This window comes from Alsobacter ponti, assembly GCF_024294805.1.
Classification (GTDB): Bacteria; Pseudomonadota; Alphaproteobacteria; order Rhizobiales; family Beijerinckiaceae; genus Alsobacter; species Alsobacter ponti.
Genome location: NZ_JANCLU010000007.1, coordinates 164,260 through 188,049, shown reverse-complemented (window position 1 = coordinate 188,049; position 23,790 = coordinate 164,260). Strand labels below are relative to the sequence as shown.

The 23,790-nt window shown below is 66.9% G+C and carries 21 protein-coding genes; 18 read left to right on the top strand and 3 right to left on the bottom strand.

The window, feature by feature from the left end:
• Nucleotides 1-2: 2 nt before the first annotated feature.
• Nucleotides 3-1,043, top strand: coding sequence for a thiamine pyrophosphate-dependent enzyme (locus tag NK718_RS09625; protein ID WP_254741000.1), 1,041 nt, complete (start codon nucleotides 3-5; stop codon nucleotides 1,041-1,043).
• A gap of 9 nt (nucleotides 1,044-1,052) precedes the next feature.
• Nucleotides 1,053-2,678: an NAD(P)-binding protein gene (locus tag NK718_RS09620; protein ID WP_254740998.1), complete on the top strand. Its 1,626-nt coding sequence runs from the start codon at nucleotides 1,053-1,055 to the stop codon at nucleotides 2,676-2,678.
• Nucleotides 2,679-2,702: 24 nt separating this feature from the next.
• Here the strand turns inward: NK718_RS09620 and NK718_RS09615 are convergent, their stop codons facing one another.
• The 3 genes from NK718_RS09615 to NK718_RS09605 all read right to left on the bottom strand — a co-directional run bounded on the left by NK718_RS09615 (nucleotide 2,703) and on the right by NK718_RS09605 (nucleotide 6,185).
• Nucleotides 2,703-3,743 carry an ABC transporter substrate-binding protein gene (locus tag NK718_RS09615; protein ID WP_254740996.1) on the bottom strand — a complete coding sequence of 347 codons (1,041 nt, stop codon included), beginning with the start codon at nucleotides 3,741-3,743 and terminating at the stop codon, nucleotides 2,703-2,705.
• Nucleotides 3,744-4,096: 353 nt separating this feature from the next.
• A complete protein-coding gene (locus NK718_RS09610; protein ID WP_254740994.1) occupies nucleotides 4,097-5,104 on the bottom strand; it encodes an NAD(P)H-dependent flavin oxidoreductase in 1,008 nt (335 codons plus the stop codon).
• Nucleotides 5,105-5,234: 130 nt separating this feature from the next.
• A complete protein-coding gene (locus NK718_RS09605) occupies nucleotides 5,235-6,185 on the bottom strand; it encodes a LysR family transcriptional regulator (RefSeq protein WP_254740992.1) in 951 nt (316 codons plus the stop codon).
• A 180-nt stretch (nucleotides 6,186-6,365) separates the two neighbouring features.
• Between NK718_RS09605 and NK718_RS09600 the strand changes: the two genes are divergently transcribed.
• The 16 genes from NK718_RS09600 (at nucleotide 6,366) to NK718_RS09525 (ending at nucleotide 23,711) form a co-directional block, all read left to right on the top strand.
• A complete protein-coding gene (locus NK718_RS09600; protein WP_254740990.1) occupies nucleotides 6,366-7,550 on the top strand; it encodes a CaiB/BaiF CoA transferase family protein in 1,185 nt (394 codons plus the stop codon).
• Nucleotides 7,547-8,710, top strand: a complete 1,164-nt coding sequence (locus NK718_RS09595) for a CaiB/BaiF CoA transferase family protein (protein ID WP_256515516.1) — start codon at nucleotides 7,547-7,549, stop codon at nucleotides 8,708-8,710. The genes NK718_RS09600 and NK718_RS09595 overlap by 4 nt, the downstream gene beginning before the upstream one ends.
• The gene (locus NK718_RS09590; RefSeq protein ID WP_254740988.1) at nucleotides 8,707-9,618 is read left to right on the top strand and encodes a cyclase family protein; all 912 of its coding nucleotides are present in this window, start codon (nucleotides 8,707-8,709) and stop codon (nucleotides 9,616-9,618) included. The genes NK718_RS09595 and NK718_RS09590 overlap by 4 nt, the downstream gene beginning before the upstream one ends.
• Nucleotides 9,619-9,643: 25 nt before the next feature.
• The gene (locus tag NK718_RS09585) at nucleotides 9,644-11,275 is read left to right on the top strand and encodes an AMP-binding protein (RefSeq protein WP_254740987.1); all 1,632 of its coding nucleotides are present in this window, start codon (nucleotides 9,644-9,646) and stop codon (nucleotides 11,273-11,275) included.
• Nucleotides 11,272-12,417 (top strand): thiolase family protein, encoded by a 1,146-nt coding sequence (locus NK718_RS09580; RefSeq protein ID WP_254740986.1) that lies wholly within the window; start codon nucleotides 11,272-11,274, stop codon nucleotides 12,415-12,417. Before NK718_RS09585 ends, NK718_RS09580 begins: the two co-directional genes overlap by 4 nt.
• The gene (locus NK718_RS09575; protein WP_254740985.1) at nucleotides 12,414-12,827 is read left to right on the top strand and encodes a Zn-ribbon domain-containing OB-fold protein; all 414 of its coding nucleotides are present in this window, start codon (nucleotides 12,414-12,416) and stop codon (nucleotides 12,825-12,827) included. Before NK718_RS09580 ends, NK718_RS09575 begins: the two co-directional genes overlap by 4 nt.
• Nucleotides 12,828-12,841: 14 nt before the next feature.
• Complete coding sequence (locus tag NK718_RS09570) at nucleotides 12,842-13,885, top strand: alcohol dehydrogenase catalytic domain-containing protein (protein WP_254740984.1); 1,044 nt, start codon at nucleotides 12,842-12,844, stop codon at nucleotides 13,883-13,885.
• A complete protein-coding gene (locus tag NK718_RS09565) occupies nucleotides 13,882-14,823 on the top strand; it encodes an SMP-30/gluconolactonase/LRE family protein (RefSeq protein WP_254740983.1) in 942 nt (313 codons plus the stop codon). Before NK718_RS09570 ends, NK718_RS09565 begins: the two co-directional genes overlap by 4 nt.
• 128 nt (nucleotides 14,824-14,951) lie before the next feature.
• Entirely contained in the window at nucleotides 14,952-15,965 is a 1,014-nt protein-coding gene (locus NK718_RS09560) for a type 2 periplasmic-binding domain-containing protein (RefSeq protein WP_254740982.1), read from the top strand.
• A 67-nt stretch (nucleotides 15,966-16,032) separates the two neighbouring features.
• Nucleotides 16,033-16,584 carry a TRAP transporter small permease subunit gene (locus NK718_RS09555; RefSeq protein WP_254740981.1) on the top strand — a complete coding sequence of 184 codons (552 nt, stop codon included), beginning with the start codon at nucleotides 16,033-16,035 and terminating at the stop codon, nucleotides 16,582-16,584.
• Complete coding sequence (locus NK718_RS09550) at nucleotides 16,577-17,887, top strand: TRAP transporter large permease (RefSeq protein WP_254740980.1); 1,311 nt, start codon at nucleotides 16,577-16,579, stop codon at nucleotides 17,885-17,887. The genes NK718_RS09555 and NK718_RS09550 overlap by 8 nt, the downstream gene beginning before the upstream one ends.
• A gap of 11 nt (nucleotides 17,888-17,898) precedes the next feature.
• On the top strand, nucleotides 17,899-19,062 hold the full coding sequence (locus NK718_RS09545) for a thiolase family protein (protein WP_254740979.1): 1,164 nt from the start codon (nucleotides 17,899-17,901) through the stop codon (nucleotides 19,060-19,062).
• Between the two features lie 7 nt (nucleotides 19,063-19,069).
• The gene (locus NK718_RS09540) at nucleotides 19,070-19,498 is read left to right on the top strand and encodes a Zn-ribbon domain-containing OB-fold protein (RefSeq protein ID WP_254740978.1); all 429 of its coding nucleotides are present in this window, start codon (nucleotides 19,070-19,072) and stop codon (nucleotides 19,496-19,498) included.
• A gap of 64 nt (nucleotides 19,499-19,562) precedes the next feature.
• Nucleotides 19,563-20,549, top strand: a complete 987-nt coding sequence (locus NK718_RS09535) for an MBL fold metallo-hydrolase (protein WP_254740977.1) — start codon at nucleotides 19,563-19,565, stop codon at nucleotides 20,547-20,549.
• 227 nt (nucleotides 20,550-20,776) lie between these two features.
• Complete coding sequence (locus tag NK718_RS09530; protein ID WP_254740976.1) at nucleotides 20,777-21,856, top strand: ABC transporter substrate-binding protein; 1,080 nt, start codon at nucleotides 20,777-20,779, stop codon at nucleotides 21,854-21,856.
• 106 nt (nucleotides 21,857-21,962) lie between these two features.
• A complete protein-coding gene (locus NK718_RS09525; RefSeq protein ID WP_254740975.1) occupies nucleotides 21,963-23,711 on the top strand; it encodes an ABC transporter permease in 1,749 nt (582 codons plus the stop codon).
• Nucleotides 23,712-23,790: the final 79 nt, after the last annotated feature.

Sequence of the window (23,790 nt, the reverse complement as noted above, 5' to 3'; positions counted from 1 at the left end):
CCATGGACGAGCAACACGTCGCCACCGCGCCCGCCGAGGCCGTGCAGAAGCTGCGCTACTACCAGAAGGGAACGTTCACGGTCGGCAACCGGCTGGTGGCCGAGGAGGAGCGCACCGTCCAGGCCTCGACCCACCGCTCCAACGCGCTCACCTGCGGCCACCGCGCCTGCCAGGGCTGCGGCGAGGCGCTAGGCGCGCGCTACGCCGTCGACGCGGCGATGCGCGCCACCGGCAACAACCTCATCGCCGTCAACGCCACGGGATGCCTGGAGGTGTTCACGACTCCCTACCCGGAGACCTCGTGGCAGCTGCCCTGGCTGCACTCGCTGTTCGGCAACGCGGCGGCGGTGGCCACTGGCGTCGCGGCGGCGATGCGCGTCAAGGGCAAGCCCCATGTGCGCGTGCTCGCCCAGGGCGGCGACGGCGGCACCACCGACATCGGCTTCCAGTGCCTCTCGGGGATGTTCGAGCGGAACGACGACGTGCTCTACGTCTGCTACGACAACGAGGGCTACATGAACACCGGCGTGCAGCGCTCATCGGCCACGCCGCCGGCGGCGCGCACCGCGACGACGCCGGCGCTCGGCCCGGAGCCCGGCAACGTGTTCGGCACCGGCAAGTCGGTGCCGAAGATCGCCGTCGCGCACGGCATTCCCTATGTCGCCACCGCCACCGTCGCCGACCTGCACGACCTCGAGCGCAAGGTGACCAAGGCGATGTCGATCCGCGGCGCGCGCTACATCCAGATCGACGTGCCGTGCCCGTTGGGCTGGGGCGCGCCGTCGCAGGACACGATCCTGCTCGCCCGCCTCGCGGTCGAATGCGGCCTCTATCCGATCTTCGAGGCCGAGCACGGCGTGGTCACGCACGTCCGCAAGATTCGGCGGGTCACGCCGGTGCGCGAGTACCTCAAGCGCCAGCGCCGCTTCGCGCATCTGTTCCGCGACGGGCGGGACGACCCCCGCTTGGCCCGGCTGCAGGCGCAGTGCGACGCCAATATCCGCGAATACGGACTCGTCGGACCGGCCGGCGAAGACGAGTGAGGCGAGGCCATGGACCATCCCTTCGCGATCACGCTCGACCTCGGCACCTCGCTGGTCAACCACACCGGCTCGTGGCGCACGCTGCGCCCGGAGTATGTGACGCGCCTGCCGCCGTGTAATGACGCCTGCCCGGCCGGCGAGGACATCCAGGGTTGGCTCGCCTTCGCCGAGGCGGGCGACTACGAGGCGGCCTGGCGCAAGCTCGTCGAGAACAACCCGCTTCCGGCGGTGATGGGGCGCGTCTGCTACCACCCGTGCGAGAACGCCTGCAACCGCAAGGCGCTCGACACGGCCGTCGGCATCAACTCGGTCGAACGTTTCCTGGGCGACCTGGCGATCGAGAAGGGCTGGCGGTTCGACCCGCCGGCCGCCGCCTCCGGCAAGCGCGTGCTGGTCGTCGGCGCGGGGCCGTCGGGCCTCTCGGCCGCCTACCACCTGGCGCGGCTCGGCCATCGCGTCACCATCCGCGAGGCGGGGCCGATGGCGGGCGGCATGATGCGCTTCGGCATCCCCAAATATCGCCTGCCGCGCGAGGCGCTCGACGCCGAGATCCAGCGCATCCGCGACCTGGGCGTCGAGATCGTGCTGAACGCCAAGGTGGAGCGCCTGGCGGACGCAATGGCGGAGGGCGGCTTCGACGCCGCCTTCCTCGCCGTCGGGGCCCATCTGGCGCGGCGCGCCTACATCCCCGCCGGCGAGGCAGCGCGCGTGCTCGACGCCGTGCAGGTGCTTCGCTCCATGGAAGGCGAGGAGAAGCCGCTGCTCGGCCGGCGCGTGATCGTCTATGGCGGCGGCAACACCGCGCTGGACGTCGCGCGCACGGCGCGCCGCCTGGGAGCCGAGGACGCGGTGATCGTCTATCGCCGCACCCGCGAGCGCATGCCCGCGCACGACTTCGAGGTGGAGGAGGCCATCGAGGAAGGCGTGATGATGAAATGGCTGTCGACGATCCGCTCCGTCGAGCCCGGCGCCGTCACGGTCGAGAAGATGCGCCTCGACGAGACCGGCTTCCCGCAGCCGACGGGCGAGGTGGAGACGCTGGAGGCCGACACCGTCGTGCTCGCGCTCGGCCAGGACGTCGACCTGTCGCTGCTCGACGGCGTGCCGGGCCTCGAGGTCCGCGACGGTGTGGTGCAGGTCGGCCCGGACATGATGACCGGCGCGCCCGGCGTGTTCGCCGGGGGCGACATGGTGCCCTCCGAGCGCACCGTCACGGTCGCCGTCGGCCACGGCAAGAAGGCCGCGAGGCGCATCGACGCCTGGCTGCGCGGCGAGAGCGCGCCGCCGGCGCGCCGTCACGACATCGCCACCGCCGACACGCTCAACACCTGGTATTACGGCGAGGCGCCGAAGACGCTGCGGCCCGTGCTGGCCATGGCGGCGCGGACCTCCACCTTCGAGGAGGTGGTGAAGGGGCTCGACGCCACCAACGCGCTCTACGAGGCTCGGCGCTGCCTCTCCTGCGGCAATTGCTTCGAGTGCGACAATTGCTACGGCGTCTGCCCGGACAACGCCGTCGTCAAGCTCGGCCCCGGCAAGGGCTTCGCGTTCAACTACGATTTCTGCAAGGGCTGCGGCATGTGCGCCGCCGAATGCCCCTGCGGCGCCATCGCCATGGCGCCAGAGGAGATCTAGGGCGACCCGCGGGGGCCGCGAGCCTCAGTTGGCGGCCGCGCGCTTCGCGGCGCGCTCGTAGAGCGCCATGTCGAACAGGCCCTCGGTCTTCGGCGCGGCGGGGAAATCGCCCAGCTCGACCTGGTAGGCCAGCAGCTCGGCCGTCGCCGCCGCCGTGACGCGGGGGTCGGTCTCGAACTTCACCGCCGGCGACTTGAGCGCCGCCGCCATCAGGCTCTCGCTCACCAGCCCGCCGCCCAGCACCGCGTTGACGTAAGGCGCGGCCTTGTCCGGGGCCGACTTGATCAGCTCGGTGGCGCGGATCGCCTGCGCCACGAAGCGCTCGGCCGCGTCGGGCTGCGCCTTCAGGAAGGCGCCGCTCACGGCGATGACGACGCCCGGGATCTGCGGGAACATCTCCGTGGCGACGGCGATGCGCTTGATGCGGGGGTCGCGGTCCGTGACGATAGTCACCGAGGGTTCGAGCAGCGTGCCCCCGTCCACCGCGCCGGTGAGCATGGCTTGCTGCACGGCCTCGATGCCCATGGCGACGATCTGCACGTCCGCCTTGTCGACCTTGCCCACCTTCCAGAGCCAGTGATGCAGCGCCACCGTGGGCACGCCGCCGGGCGGCAGCGTGCCGAGCTTCGCCGGCCGGCCGTTCGCGGCGCGGAAGGCGGCGAAGGCCTTGGCCGGATCGCCCCCGGCCTCCTTGAACGCCTTGTCGAGCGCCGGCCCCGCCGCGAACGCCGACCCGCCATACGCGCCCGAAGCGGCCACCGAGACATCGATGCCCTTGGACTTCGCTACCGCGATGGGCGAGACGCCGATGACCATGATGTCGAGCGTGCCGGACGCGAGCGCCTGGATGGCGTTCGGACCGGAGTCGAACTTGGTCAGCGCGAGCTTCAGTCCGTCCTTCTCGGCCATGCCGCTCGCCTGCATCACGTAGAGAGCGCTCGCCCCGATCACGGGCACGAACCCCACGCGTACCGCCACCGCCCCCTGCGCCGAAGCGGGCCTCGCCCCCGCGGCGAGAACCAGGCCCGCGGTCGACATCATCAAAGTCCGGCGGTCGATGATCACGGCGGCGTCTCCAATTTTTGTGAATCCACGAGCGACAGGGCGCGTTCGCCACGCGGATCGACCCGTCACCTGACAACACCGACTGTGCTCCAGCCCAGGCCGAATATCAACATGGATATCTGTGGTTTTTTGGAAATTCCGTATTTCGTCGTTAAATAGGCAAATCCTCACAGGCGATGGAGCCGGCCCCGAACGCGGGCGTCCGGACGTGGAGGGTGTTCAACCTCGCGAGGTCGAGAGGTCCTTGCCCGACGACGGCTCCAACCGTGCGCGCAAATGCCTCCAATGCCGCCGGCCGAGACGGGGCGCCAGTTCGGCGGAGCGCAGAGCAGGTCTCGCGCCCAGGCGGCGATTCAATTGCTTCCCGTTGCCGCCAGCCGGCCGATGACGGCGTGCGCTTCGCGAACCGTCCGGGCGACGATCTCGGCCGCCGGAAGCACGCTTCGGATCAGGCCCGCTCCCGCGCCGGCGTAGATCTCGCCGTCTTCCATGTCGCCGGCGACAAGTCCGCCAACACGCCGGTTGGGACCAGGCGGGTAGTGCGCGATGAACTGGTGCAGTTCGGCCGCGCTGACTCCCGCGAGCTCCATTTCACGAAAGCGTCTCGCAAAGCCGTTGGCGAGGGTGCGGGCGACCTCGGTCGAGCGGCCCCAGGACATCGTCGCCGTGTCATCCGCATCGACGAGCGCCTGCTTCACCCTCGGGTGAATCGGCGCTTCCTCGCAGGCCATGAAGCGCGTGCCCATGTAGACGGCCTGGGCGCCGGCCGCGAGCGCGCCGACAAGGCCGCGCCCGTCGCTGATGCCCCCCGCCGCGATCACCGGGATCCCAACATTGTCGACCACCTGCGGGACGAGGACGGCCATCGGGATTTCGGCGAAGCCGCTGTGCCCGCCTCCGTCGAAGCCCTCGGCCACCACGGCGTCCACACCCGCCTTCTCCGCCTTGACGGCGTGTTTGACGGAAGCGGTGGCATGAATGACGAACGCGCCACCCGCCTTGAGGCGCTCCGTGTAGACGTCCGGACTGCCTGTCGCCACGATGACGACCGGCACGGCTTCCTCCAGCACGATCTCCACGGCTCGGTCGCTGAAGACGCGGGCCCCGCCCCGCCCGATGGGAACATTGACGGCGAAGGGTCGTGGCGTCAGCGCCCGCACCGCGCGGATCTGCGCCCGCAGCCTCTCGCCCGTCACCGCCGGATCGGTGCTCGGTTCCCGTGCGCCCGCGTTCGGCCCCAGCGTGCCGAGGCCGCCCGCCGCCGACACCGCGGCGACAAGCCGGGCGTCGGTCGCCCAGTTCATGGGCGCCTGAATGATCGGAACGTCGATGCCAAGCCGTTCGGTAAGCCCGGTGCGCATGCGCGATACCTCCCAGCGCGGAGCGCCTGCTGTCGGTCGCGCAGGATGCTATCGGCCGGGGGAGCGCCGCTCCAATGCCGATTGGTGAAACGGCGATTGCCAGCGCGGCATAGGCGTGCCGTCTTCGGGTTCAGGCCGTCTGGCGCTTGGGCAAATACGGGGACGCGCCTCGCCACTTGTTCTGGGAAACGAGGGTATGAACCTCGTTTCGAATGATCTCCATGACCACTTGCACCGGCCGTGAGAGCCTCTGCTCATGGTGATGCGCCATGCAGAGCGTCCAGGTGATCTCGGGAGTCAGCGGGGCGGCCGTCATGGTGCCTGCCTCGACCTCCCGGTACACGGACCCATACGTCAGGATCGTGTACCCGAGCCCCTCGCGAACAAGCGCCTTGATGATCAGAAGCCCGTCGACCTGCTGCTTGATGTTCAGGCGCGAGCCCCGCTCCGCGATATTGTTCTCAAGCAGGAGTCGGAGGCTGTGCGGCCGTGACGGCAGGATCAGGGGCAGGCGGTCAAAGTCCGCGGCAAGCGCGGGCGTTGCGGGCGGCACGCCCTGAACGTTCGGGCCCGGCCCGACCAGATGCATGTGGTCCACGAGGAGGCGGTGGATGTCCAGGTTCCTGTGGGCCACGGGGTTGTGGAGCAGGCAGAGATTGAGTTCCTGGTTCAGAAGCTTCTCGTAGAGATAGCCGCTGAATCCCTCGAGAACGTTCAGACGAATGCCAGGGTAAAGCTCCTCGCATCTGCGCACCACCAGTGGAACCAGAACCTCACCGGCCGCCGGCGGAACCCCCACGGTGATCGTTCCGCTCACCGCGCTGGCATGCGCGCGAACGTCGTCGGCGATCTGGACTGTCTGGCGCATCAGAGACTGTGCGCGGCTGTGAAGGAGAGCGCCCGCTTCTGTGAGCTGCAGGCCCCGGCCGGCCCGAACGAGCAACTGAACGCCCAGCTCTTCTTCGAGCTTTCGAACCTGCCGGCTCAGGGCCGGCTGAGCGATGCGGAGATGCACGGAGGCCTTGGAGAAACTTTTGAGCTCCGCCACGTAGACGAAATACCGCAGCTCCCGCAGGTCCAAGGTCGCATCTCCTATGCCGCCGCGGCATTTTGGCCATACGCACTATGTCTTGGACCCATGGTGTCGTGGCCGCTAGTCTTTTGCAAACAGAACTTGATCGGTTCGCCGCGGAGAAGAACGGGGGGTGCATTCCGTCCTTCGCGAGCGACGGCTCCCCTTCACAGGGCCGGGAGGAAAGTGATGAGCGAGTTCCTCCGGATATTGGGGGGCGTCAGGATCCTCGAAATCGCCGAGGGGATAGCGGGCCCCGTTTGCGGAATGCAGCTCGCGGACCTGGGGGCCTGCGTGGTGAAGGTCGAGCCGCCGGGCGGCGATCGCGCGCGCCAGTGGGGGCCGGCCTGCGCCGACGGGCGATCCGCGATCTTCGAACACCTCAACCGCGGCAAGTCCAGCATCATCGTCGACTGGCGGTCCGCCGAAGACCGGGACGTGCTGGCCGGCCTGCTCCGTGACGCCGACGTGGTGGTCGTGCATCAGGACCCCGAAACGCGGGCGCTCGCCGGAATGGCGTGGCGCGAGCTTTGCGACGCCAATCCTCGCCTCTGCGTCTGCGAGATCAGCGACATCGGCCTGCAAGGGCCGCTCGCGGGCCGTGCGGGATCGGAACTCGTCATCCAGGTGCTGGCGGGCTTCCACCGCTATGCGGGCCGCCCCGAGGCTCCCTGCCGCGTGGGATACGAGATTGCCTCGGTCGGCGGCGGCATGGCCGCCGTGGAGGCGGTGCTCGCGATGCTGTATCGCCGGGAACGCGATGGGCGGGGAGACTATTGCGAAATCTCCCTGCTGGGACAGCTCCTCTCGCAAAAGCAGATTTTGCTGGCCGCGCAGAGCGATCCCGACAAGTGGGAAGGCTTCCACCTCAACGGTCCGCACTGGCCCGCGGATATCGGGTGGGAGACCAGCGACGGCCAGGTGACGTTCGACTTCCGCCATGGCGAGCGGGACGGCTGGGTGAAATTCTGCGAGGCCGTGGGGCTCGGCCACCTTCCCGACGATCCCGAATACGCGGACTGGCGATCGACGATCTACATCGGGGATCGCAAGGCCAGCCACGGCCCTGTCTATCACGCCGCATTCCGCGCGATGACCTCGCAGGAGGCGTCCGATCTCATCAATGGCTTCGGAGGCATTTCGGTCAAGTTCCACGATTACGCGGAGATCCTGGCCCACCCGCAAATGCGCCACCTCAATCCACTGGTCAGCGTGGAGGGCGCGCCGGAGGGCGCCACCCGCCAGGTCGCGACCCCCTTCGCCTTCGACGGTGCAACCGTCGCCGATCCACGCCCGCGCGCCGCGCCTTGCCCCGGCGACATCGCCGGAGCCTCGTGGCCGCCCGGACCTCCAAAGGGGAGGAATTCGCCATGAAGGGCCCGCTTGACGGAGTGAGGGTCGTGGACGCCAGCATGGGGGCCGTCGGTCCATGGGCCGGCGCGTTGCTCGGCCAGCTCGGCGCCGACGTCATCAAGCTGGAATCTCCCCAGGGGGACTTCATCCGCAACGTCATGCCCACGCAGGGCGGGCTGTCGAGCACCTACATCTCGATGAACGTGTCCAAGCGCGGCCTTGTCCTCGACCTGAAGAAGCCCGACGAGCGCAAGGAAGCGCAGGCGCTGATCGCCGGCGCGGACGTGTTCCTCGAGAATTTCCGACCTGGGGTCGCGGACCGCATCGGCCTCGGATGGGAGGAGCTCTCGTCATCGAATCCGCGGCTGATCTACGCGTCGGCGTCGGGCTTCGGATGGTCCGGCCCGTTGGTCACGGTCGGCGCCACCGACCCGCATATCCAGGCATTCACGGGCTCGACGTCCGTCAACGGCGCTCCCGGAGCGCCACGCCAGCGCGTGCGCTGGTACGGACATTTCGACGTCAACACGTCCATGTGCATCGTGCAGGGAGTTCTCACCGCACTGATCGAGAGGGAACGCACGGGCAAAGGGCGGCTGGTGCGCATCACCATGGTCGAGGCTGCGATGGCGTTGCAGCGCGTGCGGGTCGCCGAGCACCTGGCGGGCGGCCATCCCCGCCCAATGGGCAGCGCGACCACTTATCTCGCGCCGGATCGGCTGTTCCGCGCGCTTGACGGCTTCGTCGCGGTGTCCGTCACGTCGCAGCATCAGTGGCAGGGGTTCTGCGCGGCGATCGAAAGGCCGGAACTGGCCGAGGACCCGCGTTTCTCCACGAACGCCGAGCGCGTCGCCAACCGGGATGCACTGGATGCCTTGCTGGACCCCGTCTTCGCGTCACGCTCCATCGGACACTGGGTCCGCACGATGGAACGAAACGCCGTGCCCGTGGCCAAGCCATCCTCCTTCGACGATTTCCGGCACCATTCCCACTATCGCGAGAACGGAATGCTCGTCGATGTCGCCGCGCCCACGCGGGGACAGATGACGCTGTCCGGTACGCCGTGGAAGTTCGCGCGCAATCCGGGTGAGGTGCGCCGCGCCCCGCTTCCGGGGGAGCATAGCCGCGACATTCGGGCCAATGGCTGGGGCGGCGTTCGGCCGGTCGGGGCCGGCCAATGAACGACCGTGCGACCGACGGAGAGCGCCCGCTCTCCGAATTGAATTGGGGCCGCTGGGGTGAAGGCGACGAGCGCGGCGCCGCCAACCTCCTGACGCCCGAGGTGGTCAAGGAGGCCGTGGGCCTGGTTCGCGACGGGCGGGTCTTCAGCCTCGCCCTCCCGATCGGAGAGGCCGACGCCCCCGTGCTGCCCGGCCGCCCCGCCTGCCAGCATTACATGCGCATCGATGGCGGCGACTACGCCGCCGGTCTATCGCGCCGGACGGGTTTCCAGTCGGTCGACGATGTCGTCATGCTGCCGACCCACGGGACGACCCATATGGACGCGCTCGCCCATATCGCGGACGAGCATCGGCTGTTCAACGGCTTTCCGCTTTCCGGCGTCCGGTCGAACGGCGCGGCGCGTCTCGGCATCGACAAGACGCCGCCGCTGGTCGGGCCCGGCGTGATGCTGGACGTGTGCGCGCTCAGGGGCGTTGAAAGCCTCGGGCCCGGCGACGTGATCACGCCGGCCGACATCGAGGCGTGCGAGCAGCGACAGGGCGTCCGTGTTCGACCCGGCTCGATCGTCCTGTTCCGGACGGGCTGGCTCTCCCGCTTCGCGTCCGAGGGCGTCAGCGCCTTCAAGTCCGAGGCCGGGATCGGTATGGCCGCCGCGCAGTGGCTGGCTGAGCGCGACGTCGCGGCTGTCGGCGCCGACAACTTCGCGGTCGAGGTCATCCCAACTGAAAGCGGAAAGGCCGCCCCCGTTCACCGCGCTCTCATTCGCGGCTGCGGGATCTACCTGATGGAGTTGTTCAACCTTGAAGAATTGCGGGAGGCGGGCGTCGGCGAGTTCCTTTTCGTCGCGGCTCCCTTGCGCATCGTGGGCGGTGTGGGAAGCCCCCTCAACCCCATCGCCATCACCTGACGACCGAGTCACAGACGAGGCTTGTGTGCCTGACACCATGAACGGAATCGACTTTTACCGGCTGCCACTCGAGCATCGGTCGCTGGGACCCATCCTCCGCCACCGGGCCACCGTCGACGCTGACAGGCCGTATCTCACCTGCGCCGGGCGAACCTACACCTTCGAGGAGACGGATCGAATTGTCCGCAGCGTCGCCCGTGGCCTGGCCATGCACGGGCTGGGCAAGGATCAGTTCCTGGCGATGATGCTGCCCAACTGCGCGGAGTTCGTGTTTACCTGGTACGCGGCCTGCCTGCGGGGCGCGGCCATGGTTCCCATCAATCCGCAATACACCGGCTTCCTGCTGGGATCCCCGCTCCGGGAAACGAAGAGCCGGGGCATCGTTATCCACCGCGACCTCGTCGGTGCGCTGGCCACGCTGGACGACGCCGATCGCGCGTCGCTGGAATGGATCGCCGTCGTGGGCGGCCATGAGGGCGTGGCCGGCCTGCCGGACGGCGTTCAGGTCATGGACTTCAACGACCTCGTCGTGCCCGAGGGCGACGAGCCGGAAATCGCCAGCACCTATCGCGATTTCCACTCGGTGATGTACACGTCGGGCACGACCGGCCCCTCCAAAGGCGTGCTGATCTCCAACGCGCAGTTCTTCTCATCGGCCTGCGTATTCCTGAGGGCTGTGGGCCTCACGCGCGACGACGTCCTGTTCACACCGCTGCCGCTGTTCCACGGACTCGCCAGCCGCCTCGGCGTGCTCCCCGCGATGATGGTCGGCGCGCATGTGGTCGTGGCCGAGCGCTTCAGCGGATCGCGTTTCTTCGAGCAGGCGACCCAGTGCGGGGCCACTGTCGGCCATACGATCTTCACGATCCCGCCGATCCTCAAGGCCCAGCCGCCCGGGCCGTTCGATCGAGGCCATCGCCTGCGCTGCATGTACAACGCCCACTACGATCCCGAATTCGAGGAGCGCTTTGGCGTGAAGCTCGTCGAGGCCTACGGCATGACCGAGACGGGCCTCGTCATGTTCACGGACTATCCCCACCGCCGGCTCGGCTCGACAGGGACGATTCACGAGGACTTCGAGGTTCAGCTCGTCGACGACAACGACATGCCGGTTCCCGTTGGCCAGCCTGGGGAAATCGTGCTGAGGCCGAAACTTCCCTTCATCATGATGCAGGGCTATCTCGACAGGCCGGCCGATACCATCAAGGCCTGGCGGAATCTGTGGTTTCACACCGGCGACATCGCACGCCAGGATGAGGACGGTTACTTCTACTTCATCGATCGCGTGAAGGAGCGGATCCGCCGTCGCGGGGAGAACATCTCCTCCTGGGACGTGGAGCACTATGTCGGCGCCCACCCCGCAATCTCCGAATGCGCCGCTGTCGGGCATCCCGCGCCCGAAGGCGAGGACGACGTCCGCGTCGTCGTTGTGCTCAAGCCCGGCGAGACGCTGACGGCGCCTGAGTTGATCGCCTGGCTGGAGACCCGCATGCCGCGCTTCATGCTGCCGCGCTATATCGAATTTGTCTCCGCGCTTCCGCGCTCGCCGACGAGCAAGGTTGAGAAGTACAAGATCACCGGTTGGGGCCTGGGGCAGACGGCCTTCGATCGCGAGGCGCGGGGAGCGCCGGCACTCGGCCGCGAGGAACGGTCATGACCCGGCGCGAGCTCTCCGGGGTCGTCGCGGTCGCGGGCGTCGGAACGACGAAATTCGGGCGCCTGCCCGGCTACAGCGCCGAGGACCTCGGCATCGAGGCCATGGACCTCGCCCTCGCCGATGCCGGGCTCGGGCGGGGCGACGTGGACGGCCTGATCGTCAGCCGGATCCCGGATTATCAGCAATTCTGCGAAATGACCGGGCTGGACCCACGCTACGTCCAGATCACACCCGGCCAGGGGCGCATGTCCGGCTCCAGCATCCAGATGGCGGCGCTCGCCATCGCGGCCGGCCAGTGTGACGTCTGCGCGCTGGTCTACGGCAACAACGGCCGGAGCGCCGGCTCGAAATACGGCGGCGAGGCGGACCGCTACGGCGGAGCGGGCGGTTCGGTATGGTTTCCCTACGGCATGACATCGCCCGGGGCGGCGCACGCCATGCAGTTCGAGCGTCACGCCCATCTCTACGGGACAACCAGCCTGCATCTTGCCGAGATCGCGGTCGCTTTCCGCAACCACGCCGTCCTGAACCCCGATGCGGTCATGCGGCAGCCGATCACGGTCGAGGATCACCAGAACTCGCGCTTCATCGCGGAGCCGCTTCACCTGTTCGACTACTGCCTCATCAACGATGGCGGCGTCGCACTGATCCTCACATCCGCGGAGCGGGCGCGCGACATGGCGAAGCCACCCGTCTACATCCGCGGCTTCGCGCAGGCGTCGGCCCTGGCGGACGTCTACGTCCCGCCCGAAGATTTCTGGCGTGATCCGATGCGACGCGTGGCCGAGGAGGTCTACGCCATGGCGGGCGTCACGCGCGACGACATGTCGGCGCTCATGATCTACGACAACTTCACGCCGACCGTGCTGTTCTCCCTGGAAGGCTTCGGGTTCTGCAAGCCTGGCGAGAGCGGACCCTTCGTGGCCGAAGGACAACTGCGGCTCGGTGGGCGCTTCCCGACCAATACGTCGGGCGGGCATCTCTCCGACAGCTACATGCAGGGCTGGGCGCTCAACGTGGAAGCGGTGCGCCAGCTCAGGGGAGAATGCGGGGACCGGCAAGTCAAGGACGCCAGCCACGTCCAGTTCATGCTCGGCTCTCCGATCGTGTCCTCCATCATCTACGGGAAGGATCCGCGATGAGCGTCGCGTATCGAAAGCCGCTCCCGGTCGTCGACTCCCGCAACCGACCCTACTGGGAGGCGCTCAGGCGGCACGAGCTGCGACTGCCCCGGTGTGCCGCCTGCGGGACCCTGCGGTTCGCCCCATTTCGGCATTGCCCGGCATGCGGGAGCGAGGACACCGAATGGCCGCAGCTTTCCGGGCGAGGCACGATCTGGTCGAGGGCCATCTTCCATCAGGTCTATTTCGAGGGCTTCCGCGATGAGGCGCCCTACAACGTGGTGCTCGTCCAGCTGGACGAAGGCGTGAAGCTCTACTCGAACATCGTCGGAGCCGACAACGCCGAGATCCGCATCGGGCGCCGGGTGGAGGCGTGCTTCGACGACGTGACCCCGGAGGTCACGTTGCTGAAGTTCAGGCTGGTGGATTGAGGAGAGGACAGCTCATGCGAGCGGCCGTTGTGCGATCGACGGGGCCGGCCGAAGCGATGGCCATCGAGAACGTTCCCGTGCCGGAACGCCGCCGGCACGACGTCCTGATCAAGGTGGAAGCGTGCGGCGTTTGCTTCCACGATGTCGTGACGCGGAACGGCACGATGAAGCGCGGAGTCGAACTGCCGTTCATCCCCGGGCACGAAGTCTCCGGCGAAATCGTCGACGTCGGTCCCGGCGTCACGCAGTTCAAGGTCGGCGATCGGGTCGCCACCGCGCAGCGGCGGCACATTTGCGGTCATTGCCGGCACTGCCGAACGGGGCGCGAGACCTCGTGCGAGGAGCGGGAGTTTCTCGGCGATGCGGGTCTGAACGGCGGGTACGCGGAGTTCGTCTGCGTCGAGGAGGACAACGTCGCGCTCGTCCCCCCAGGCGTGGCGCTGGACGAGGCCTCCATCGTGGCCTGCGCGATCGGAACCGAACTCAACGCCATCCGGGACGTGGCGAAGGTCAGGCCGGGCGAGCGGGTGCTCGTGTCGGGCGCCGGCGGCGGGCTGGGCATTCACGGCATCCAGCTGGCGCGCCTCGCAGGCGGCATCGTCATCGGAGTCACCACCTCCCCGGACAAGGCGCAGGCCATCAGGGACGCTGGCGCTCACCATGTCGTCCTCGCCGCAAGAGGCGGCGACTTCTCCCGCGAGGTCATGGACGTCACGGATGGGAACGGCGTCGACGTCGTGATCGACAATGTCGGCAGCGTGCTGTTCCAGCCGACCCGCCGGAGCCTCGCGATGGGGGCGCGGTGGGTCTTCATCGGCCAGCTCACAGGCGACTTCGTGCAGCTCAACCCCGCGCAGATATTCATGCGGGACATCACGATCATGAGCGCCAAGAGCACCTCGCGCGAGCAGCTGCGCGACGCGCTGGACCTTGTGGCCCAGGGGCTCGTCAGGCCCGTCGTGCTCGACCGGCTGCCGCTCGAGGCCGCCTGCCGGGCGCACGAACTCATGGAGGCAGGGCGGACCACCGGCCGCATTCTCCTGAAGCCGGGCCTTTGACCGACGCGGTTCGGTCGGGACCGCAAGCCTTTCCGCCGGGCTCCATTCGAGAGGACGTATCGATGCCATCTACGGTCGCCCGTTTCTGCGACACAATCGACGAACTGGGCGAGGGGCCGGTGTGGGATCACCGGACCGGCCAGGTGACGTGGTTCGACGTAGTCAACAGGATCCTGCACCGGCGCGATGCGGCCGGACGCAACGGCTCGGACACGGCGCTTGCGCGGATGCCCGGCTGCCTCGCGCTGCGGGAAGGCGGAGGGCTGCTGCTCGCATCGCGAAACGGGATCGCGCTCAGCGACAGCCCGGAGGGGCCGTTTCGTGACATCGACCCCGGCCCCCTCGACTTCTCGGTCGAACGGATCAACGACGGCTCGACGGACCGTCGGGGCCGCTTCTGGTTCGGCACGTTCTCGCCCCGGGTGACCGAGGGCGCCGGGGGGCTCTATCGCCTGGATCCGGACCTCTCCGTCAGGAAGATGGACGACGGCGTCACGATGTCGAACGGGATTTCCTGGAGCCCGGACGATCGCACGCTCTACTTCGCGGATTCCCGGCCCGGCCAGATCTACCGTTATGCGTTCTCGCCGGAGACCGGCGAGATCGGGCCCCGGCAGGTCTTTCTCGACTACAGGGACCGCCCGGGTCGTCCGGACGGCTGCACGGTCGACGCCGAGGGATATCTCTGGGTGGCGGAGGTCGGGGCGGGGCGCGTCGCCCGTTACGACCCGGAAGCCCGCCTGGAGAGGACGATTCCCCTCCCCGTCAGCCGGCCGACCAGCGTCGCCTTCATCGGACAGGATCTCGGCACGCTGTTGATCACCACCATGCGGCTCGGGCTTTCGGACGAGGAGAAGGCAGGTCAAGCGCTCGCGGGGGGAACGTTCGTCGTGCAGCCCGGCGCCGCCGGACTGCCCGAGCCTCTGTTCAAGGGCTGACAGCCGGTCATGCCGTTTTTCGATAGATGATATGCCCCTTATATTTTTTTGTTTTGGCGCTGACCGGGTTAGGCTTCAGGCAATGCAAAGGCTCCGTAGAGAGCCTCGGATCAAGAGGAGGACGACCAATGAGGCTCGCTATCTCCGGCATTGTCGCCGGAATGCTTGGACTTGCAGGGCTGGGCGCGGCCGAAGCCGAGACTTTGAACTGGGTCACGTACAAGCCGCAGGGAGCCGGCGACCCTCAGGCCGTGACCACGCAGTGGTTCGCCAATGAAGTCGAGCGCCGGAGCGGCGGCAAGCACAAGATCCGGATCCACTGGGGCGGAAGCGTCGCCGGCATCAACGAGATCCCGACCGCCATCGAGAACGGAGTCGGCGATCTCGGTGACGTCGTGACGCCCTATTTCCCGGACCAGCTGCTCATCAACAACGCGATCAGCTATTTCTGGCCGCAGCCGAATTCGTCCATCGAACTCGGCCTTCTGATGAATGTCTGGCACCAGACCTATCCTCAGTTCCCGGAAGAACTGGCGAAGTACAAACTCAAGCTGATCGGGCTCCGGCCGCTCGAGGCCTACGGCATGATCTGCAACAAGCCGGTGCGGAGCGTCGAGGATTTCAAGGGCTTGCGCGTCCGCTCCTACGGATTCGCGCTTCCCGCGCTGATCAAGGCGCTGGGCGGCGTGCCGGTTTCGATGGGCACGCCGGAGACATATGAGGGCCTGGAACGCAAGATCCTCGACTGCAGCCCGGTCGGGCCCACGCTCGCCGCGGGCTGGAAGTACGACGAGGTCGCCAAGTACTACGTCGAGCTTCCTCTCGGCGCCTCCTGGGGACATCTGATCGCGATCAACATCGACAAGTTCAACAAGCTGCCCAAGGACCTCCAGGCCGACCTCGAAAGCATCGGCCGTGAGTATCTCGTTCAATATACGACCGAGATGATGAAGGCCGAAAACGTCGTGCGGAAGCGTTGGAAGGACACGGGCAAAGTCGAGGTCCTGCCGTTCCCAGCCGGTGATTTCGCGAAGGTCGTGTCCAACGACCCCGGGATCAAGGCCGTCCAGGACGAATGGATCAAGCGGGCCAAGGCGACGGGGCTGAGCACCGACGAGATCGTGAAGGCGCTCAACTTCTGATCCACCGCGGTTTCGAGGAACGGCCCATCCGGGCCGTTCCGTCTCCTTCAGGCTCCGCGGGGTCCTCATGCGCACTGGCTTCGTCGCGCTCTACACCTGGTATGGACGTCTGATGACGGCCGTCGCCGCAGCCGCCGGCGTCGCCCTGTTTCTGCTGATGTGGCTCGTCAACACCAACGCGCTGAGCCGGAAGCTCTTCAACCTCCCTATCACCGGGACGCTGGAGATCACCGAAGCGGCCATGCCCATCATCATCCTTCTGCCGATGGCCTATACGCAGCTCAGGAAGGGGCACATCCGGGTCACGATGCTGACGGACAACCTGCCGAAGGCCCTGCGCACCGGACTTCTCCTGGTCACGCTGGCGTTGGGATGCCTTTTCATGGCGTGGGTCGCGTGGGCGACCTTCGGATACGCCGCCCGCGCCTACAGGATGGGAGAGAGCGCCTGGGGCGTCGTGCGCTTCCCGATCTGGCCTTCCAAGTTCGCCGTGTCCTTGGGAGCGGGTCTTCTCTGCGTCCAGTTCCTGCTCGACTTCGTCAGGGTGTGCCTGTTTGGCGCGCACGACGACGAGGACGTCCACGTGACGCCGGAAGAAGAGGTCGCCTTCCATGGATGAGATCACGGTCGGCGTCGTCGGCATCGCGTCCCTTTTCGTGGCGATCCTGGCCGGCGTGAACGTCGCGGTGGCGCTGGGCCTCGTCGGGATCCTGGGGCTGGGGGCGCTCGCGGGGTTCATGGGCGCGTCGTCGACGCTGAGCACCGTGTTTTTCGCGACGACGGCGAGCTTTCACTTCAGCGTCATTCCCATGTTCCTGCTGATGGGATACTTCGCCATGAAGGCAGGGCTTGGCGAGGACCTGTTCGAGGCGGCGGTGAAATGGTTCGGCCGGCTTCCCGGTGGACTCGCCATCGCGACGACCGGCGCGTCGGCCGCCTTCGGCGCGGCGGCCGGCTCGAGCGTCGGGACCGCCGTTCTTTTCACGAAGCTTGCGCTGCCCTCGATGCTCAAGCGGGGCTACGACAAATCCCTCGCGTCCGCCTCCATCGCGATCTCCGGCACCCTGTCGGTCCTCATCCCGCCGAGCACGTTGATGGTGGTCTATTGCATTCTGACCGATGCCAGCATCGGCCGTCTGCTGCTCGCCGGGATCATTCCGGGACTGGTGTTCACGCTCATCATCATGGTGGTAACGCTGGTCTACGCCCTCAGGAATCCGGAAAAGGCGCCCCGCGCGCCGGAGCGTTTCACCTGGACGGAGCGGTTCTGGTCGATCCGCCTGATCGGTCCTCTCGTCGTCGTCATCGGGACCATCGTGGGAGGCCTCTTCTTCGGGGTGTTCACTCCCACGGAAGGCGGAGCCATCGGCGCGGTGGTCACCTTCGTGATGGCGGTCTACCGTCAGCGCGGCCTCAAGGGCCTCGACCTCGGGCACATCCTGCGGGAGACCGTGCAGACGACCTGCATGATCTTCGCGATCATCATATCGGCATTGATCTTCTCGCGCTTTCTCGCGTTCAGCGGCCTCTCCGATCTCATCGGCTCGACGCTGACGGGACTGGACGTGAACCGGTGGGTCGTCGTCCTCATCGTCACCGTCATCTTCACCGTGCTGGGCATGATCATGGACGCGCCCGCGATGCTGGCCGTGACCCTGCCGGTGATCGAGCCCGTCATGCGAAAGCTCGGCTTCGACACGATCTGGTTCGGCGTCTACGTCGTGGTGCTCGCGGAACTCGGGCTGATCACGCCCCCGGTGGGATTGAACTGCTTCGTTGTGAAGGGCGCCGCGGGAAGCCTTCTCCGGCTGGAGGACGTCTTTCGCGGCATTACTCCCTATGTGTTCGCGAGCTACGTGATGCTGCTCCTGCTCTGCCTGTTCCCGGGCATGGCCCTTTTCCTGCCCAATGCCATGCGTTGAGGAGCGGCGGAATGGTCAAGCCACGTCACAGACGAACCGCGGCGATCATCGGGGTCGGCCATACGGATTGGGTGGGCGACTGGGTCCGCACGCGAGCGGGAGAGAAGCCGGCCGACTCGGTCGGCTACGCGGCCCGCGCGTTCCGCAACGCTCTCCACGACGCCGGGATCGCCAGGGACCAGATCGACGGGCTCATCGTGGGCCCAACGACGCCCTATGAACGAATGGGCGAGTTGCTGGGCTTGAACGTCCGCTGGGGCGGGCAGGCCGATGCCGTCCAGAGCGTTACGCAGGCGTGCATGGCGATCGAGGCCGGCTTCGCCGAGGTCATCGTGCTGGTCTATGGCAATAACCAGCGCTCGGGTGGAACCCAGTATGGCGGCCCGAACGCGATGGGAGGGGGAGCCTACCTGTCATACGTCTACCACGCTCCCTGGGGTCTCACGTCTCAGGGCGGACTCTACGCGCTGATGATGCGGCGCTATCAATCCGAACGGGGCTTCGCGGAGCGTGACCTCGGCGAGGTCGCCGTTGCGCAGCGCGGCTGGGCGTCGCTGAACCCGGACGCGATCATGCGCAAGCCGATCACGATCGAGGACTACGTCGCCTCCCCCTATGTCTGCGAACCGCTGCGGATGCTGGATTATTGCCTCATCAACGATGGCGGGGTCGCTCTCGTGATCGCGGAGGCCGGTCGCGCCCGGACGCTCAGCCAGCGCCCGGTTTTCATCGAGGCGATCGGCCGCTCCGACCTGAATCGCAACGCGACGAGCCTCGCGCCCCGCCTTCTCGATCTCTACCTTCCCGCGCAGCAGGAGGCCGCCTCCGCGAGCTTCGAGGGAGCCGGGATCGGCCCGCAGGACATTGATGTCGTGCAGATCTACGACAGCTTCTCCGTGCACGTGCCTCTCGCGCTGGAGGGATACGGCTACTGCGCCTTGGGCGAGGCGGGCCGGCTGCTGCGGGAGAAGGGGATCGGACCCGGCGGCCAGCTGCCGACCAATACCGCGGGCGGTCATCTTTCGGAAAGCTATATGCAGGGGTGGAGCCACCAGATCGAGGCCGTCCGCCAGCTGCGCGGCGAGTGCGGTCCTCGCCAGGTTCCGGATTGCCGCTTCGTTCACTACTCCTCCGACGTGGCCGGCAAGGCCATGTCGATCATCTACGGCCGGTGAGGCGACCTTGTCCGGATCAACAGAAGCGACGCCGGCGCAACCGGCGACCCCGCCGCCCGTCATGGGGCTTTACGACGGACCGTTCTGGCGAAGCGTCTCGGAACGCCGCCTCAGCCTTCAATGCTGCCGGGGCTGTGGCGCGTTCCGCTATCCACCGGGCCCGATCTGTCCTGAATGCCTGTCGGAGGACTCGGACTGGCAGCCCGTCTCCGGCAAGGGAGAAATCCTGAGCTGGGTCGTTTTTCACCGCCATTACCTGCCGGCCTACAAGCCGCCATACAACGTGATCGCGGTGCGCCTCGATGAGGGTCCGCTCTTCATGAGCAACCTGGAAGGCGTGGCGCCGGAGGGAGACTGGATCGGTCGTAGGGTGGAACTCGTCTACGCGACGATGCCGGACGGCTTCGTGCTGCCCCGCTTCGTCCTCGCCAACTGACACGCTCCGCGTGGCGCTGCGATACGCCTCGTTTGAAACACCAGGCGCAGGCGAGGCGCGGGCCGTGGCGCCCGGCGTGCTGTGGAGTCGGATTCCCCTCCCGTTACGCCTCAACCACGTCAACGTGTGGGCGCTCGAGGACGAGGCCGGCTGGACGGTGATCGACGCCGGCCCCGACACGATGGCCGCGCGCGAGATCTGGGAGACGCTGTTCGCGGGTCCGCTCCGCGGAAAGCCGATCACAAGGCTCATCGCGACGCACGGGCACCTCGACCATGTCGGCCTGGCGGGGTGGTTCGTGCAGCGTCAGGACGCGTGTTTCACTGCGACCTTGACCGAATGGCAGGGCGCTCGTCTGCGCCGTCTGGGCGAGGATGACGCGGCCGGTCAGATGGACCGGTTCCTCATCCGGCATGGCTGCGACCCCCAGTCGCTGCAAGGTTTCGCGTCGCATCGCGCGACGACGATGAAGCTCCTGGGCGAGCAGCCGCCGGAGCTGGTCCGCATTCGGGAGGGCGACGAGGTCAGGATCGGCGGGCGCGTCTGGCGGGTGATCGTAGCCGGCGGCCACGCGGACGAGCATGCCTCATTCTACTGCGAGGCGGATCGCATCCTGATCGCGGGAGACCAGGTGCTGCCGCGCATCACTCCGGTGATCGGGGTCTTCCCATCGCAGCCCCTTGCCGATCCGCTCAGCGACTACCTCGCATCGCTGACGCGTTTCGAGGACCTGCCGCCGGACTGCCTGGTTCTTCCGTCCCATGGGGAGCCCTTTTTCGGGCTCCGGACGCGCATTGCCGCCCTTCGCGAGCACCACGAGGAGCGACTGGCGCGAATTCTTGAACTCGTTGCGGAGCCAGCGACCTGCTGGACGGTCGCGGCGAGCGTCTTCGCCCGCGCCGTGTCCGAAGGGCAAGGCCGCCTCGCGCTCGCGGAAAGCCTTGCGCACCTGCACCGGTTGGCGCGTCTCGGCGAGGTCGCCACGCTTCACGATGGCCACGACGAGACCATTCGCTTCGTCCGGACGGCAGGCCGGCCGCGCGCCTCGTGAGGGCGCGGGGTTATCCACCTGGAACGATGCCGCGTGGGCATCAGCCACATGCCTCGTCAGTCTTTGCAGCATGGGTCGGTTTCTCATAGACTTTTGACCAATGAAAAAACGATGCCTCTTCAGCTGGGGCACGGGGAAACTCTCACCGCCATGTCCGCTGCGCCCTGACCGGGGCTTTCGCGGAGATCCGGCGCTGCGGCGCCGTACGACGGTTTCAGGAGGTCGGAATGCGTTTCAAGGCTCTCATGGCTTGTCTCGGAGCGGTCGCGTCCGCATTCGCGGCCGGACAGGCGACAGGGCAAACCCTGTCTCAGGCGGACGAAGCCAAGCTGTACGAAGCGGCGCGAAAAGAGGGGCAGATCGTCTGGTACGAGGCCGCGCCGATCGAGCCCATGCAGGAGCTCGTCAATCGCTTTTCCAAGAAATACCCCGGCATCGAGGTGCAGCTGCTTCGGATCACGGGGCCGCAACAGTACCAGCGTTTCATGCAGGAAACGGAGGCGGGCCAGCACATCGCCGACCTGCTCCTGCTCAGCGACCAGCCGCTCACTCGCGATCTGGCCGAGCGCGGCCATCTGGCCAAATGGCGCGTGCCGACCCATGACCGCGTTCCGGAGCCGTTCCGGATAGGGGAGTTCGCATACGCCCCGTACACGACGGATATCGCGATCGTCTACAACACAAACAAGGTTTCGGAAGAAGAGGCGAAGATCCTCGCAAGCAGCTGGAAGGGCGTGCTCGATCCGCGCTTCAAGGGGCGCTTCGCCATCGTGAAGCGCAAGTGCGGAAGCTGCTACGCACCGATCCACATGTTCCTGGACGAGAAGTTCAAGGCCGAATACGGAGAGCCTTTCCTGCGCGCCGTAGCAGCGCAGAAACCCTTGATCTACAGCGACAATCCGATTGCTCTGGACCGCATCGTGGCGGGCGAACGGGACTTCGTGTTCTGGCTGTGGGAGGCGATCGCCGTCACGAAGTGGCAGCAGGGCGCGCCCATTCGCTGGGTTCGGCCGACACCCACCCCGGAGTGGGGCAATAGCTGGCAGGCGGTTTCCGCGCACGCACCCCATCCGAACGCGGCGCGCCTGATGCAGAACTGGCTCATGAGCGAGGAGGGCGCAATCGCTCTTCAGGCCGCCTACGGCAGTTCGACGGTGCTGACGGGGGTCCAGGATAGCCGCCCGGTCACCAAGGAGCCGTGGCACAAGCCGATCGCCCAACGCTATGACATGGACTGGGATCGGTGGGAGAAAAACTACGAGTCTGACATGACGCTCTGGCAGAAGATCCAGGACACCTCACGCTAGCCTGCACTCCCGATCGGAAAGGGGCCGGGACCGCCGCTGGCGGCCCGGCGGTGACGGGGACGGTGCGAAGCTAATCCGGGCAATTTTCTGAGCGCAGGCAGGAATGATGACACAAGTCGCCGTCGAACGCCGCCCCGCCACCGGCATGACGGCGCCGAGAATCACGGGCGAAACCGTGCTGTGGCTCGTTCTCGCGGTGTTCATCACCGTCGTGACGATCGTGCCCCTCCTCTACACGATCGACTCGGCTTTCTACCAGGAAACGCCGTTCGGCCTTTCCCCTCGCCGCAGCCTGACCGCCATCGTCAACGTCTATACGAGCGCGCGATATCTCTCGTATCTGGGCGCCGCTCTCCTGCTCGCGGGCATCGTCACCACGATCGCCCTCGCCATGGGGATTCTCATGGCGTTTCTCGTGGCCCGCACCGACATTCGAGGCGGGCGGGCGCTCGACATCGTCATCATCATGCCGCTGTTCCTGTCGCCCTTCACCGGTCTCATCGCCTGGATCGTGCTCGGCTCCGAGAACACGGGATTCGTCAACGCTTTGCTGGGGGCCGGCGCGGCTCGTCTTGGCTTTGACCTGGGACCCGTGATCAACATCTGGAGCTACGCGGGCATCGTCTGGGTGATGTCGCTGTTCTTCACGCCCTTCGCCTATCTGTTCACGGTCAACAACCTGCGGGCCATGGATTCCTCCCTCGAGGAGGCGGCCCGCATGAACGGCGCAACCCCGCTCCAGGCGATCATGAAGGTGACCGTGCCGATCATGACTCCCGCCTTCTTTGCGGCCGGACTCCTCATCTTCGTTCTGTCGGCGGAGGTCTACACGATTCCGGGAATCATCGGCTCGACAACCGGCTTCACGACGTTGCCTTGGCAGATCTACATCGATTCGACGGTTGCTCCGCTGCACCGCGCCCACGCCGCGGCGGCCGGCACGGTCATGTTATGGATCACGGTGGGAGGCGTCATCATCCAGCGCCGCATCACGCGGGTCGCCGAGCGGTTCGTCACGGTGGGCGGAAAGGGACAGCGGGCCAAGCCGATCGCGCTCGGCCGCTGGCGGGCGCCGGCGCTCGCCTTCGTTCTGGCCTACGGCTTTTGCGCCGTGTTGTTGCCGCTCGTCGCCCTGCTCGTTTTCTCGCTGATGAAGTACTCGTCCGTCTCGTTCTCGGCCGACCTCTTCACGACGAAGCACTACGTGGATCTCTTCTCGATCGGAAACACGCGGCTCGCGCTGCAGAACACACTGATGCTGGGACTGCTGAGCGGCGCGGTGTGCATGGTCGCCGGAACGCTGATCAGCTACATGGAGATGCGCCGCAAGACGGTGCTCGCCTCCATCGTCGCCTTCATCGGCGTGCTTCCGGTCGCCGTGCCCGGCCTGGTCTATGGAATCGGCCTGCTCTGGACCTACCTGAGGACGCCGATCTACGGAACGGTCTGGATCCTCCTCCTCGCCTACATCGCCAAGTTCATCCCCTACGCCATCGTGGTGAGCCGCTCGGGGATCCTGCAGATCAACCGCGAGCTGGAGGAGAGCGCGCGGATGTCGGGGGCATCCTCGCTCACCGCCTTGCGGCGCATCACGATGCCCATCCTGAAGCCGACGCTCGCGGCCATCTTCTTCTTCGTCATGCTGATGAGCATCAAGGAGCTCTCCGCTTCGGTGCTTCTCGCTTCCCAGCGTGGCCCCGTGCTGTCGGTCCTGACCTGGAGCTACATGGAATCCGGCAATTTCCAGTTCGCCGCCGCCGTTGGGGTGGTGCAGTCCATGATCATGGTGGCGCTCGTCGTCATCACGCGGCTGGCGTTCCGGGTCAATCTCGAGAAAGCCCTGGCCAAGGGGTGAGGTGCTGCAAGGGTACGAAGCCCGCAACAAAGGCGTCCGATGTCTCGCGTACAGATCAAGAAGCTCGTGAAGAAGTATG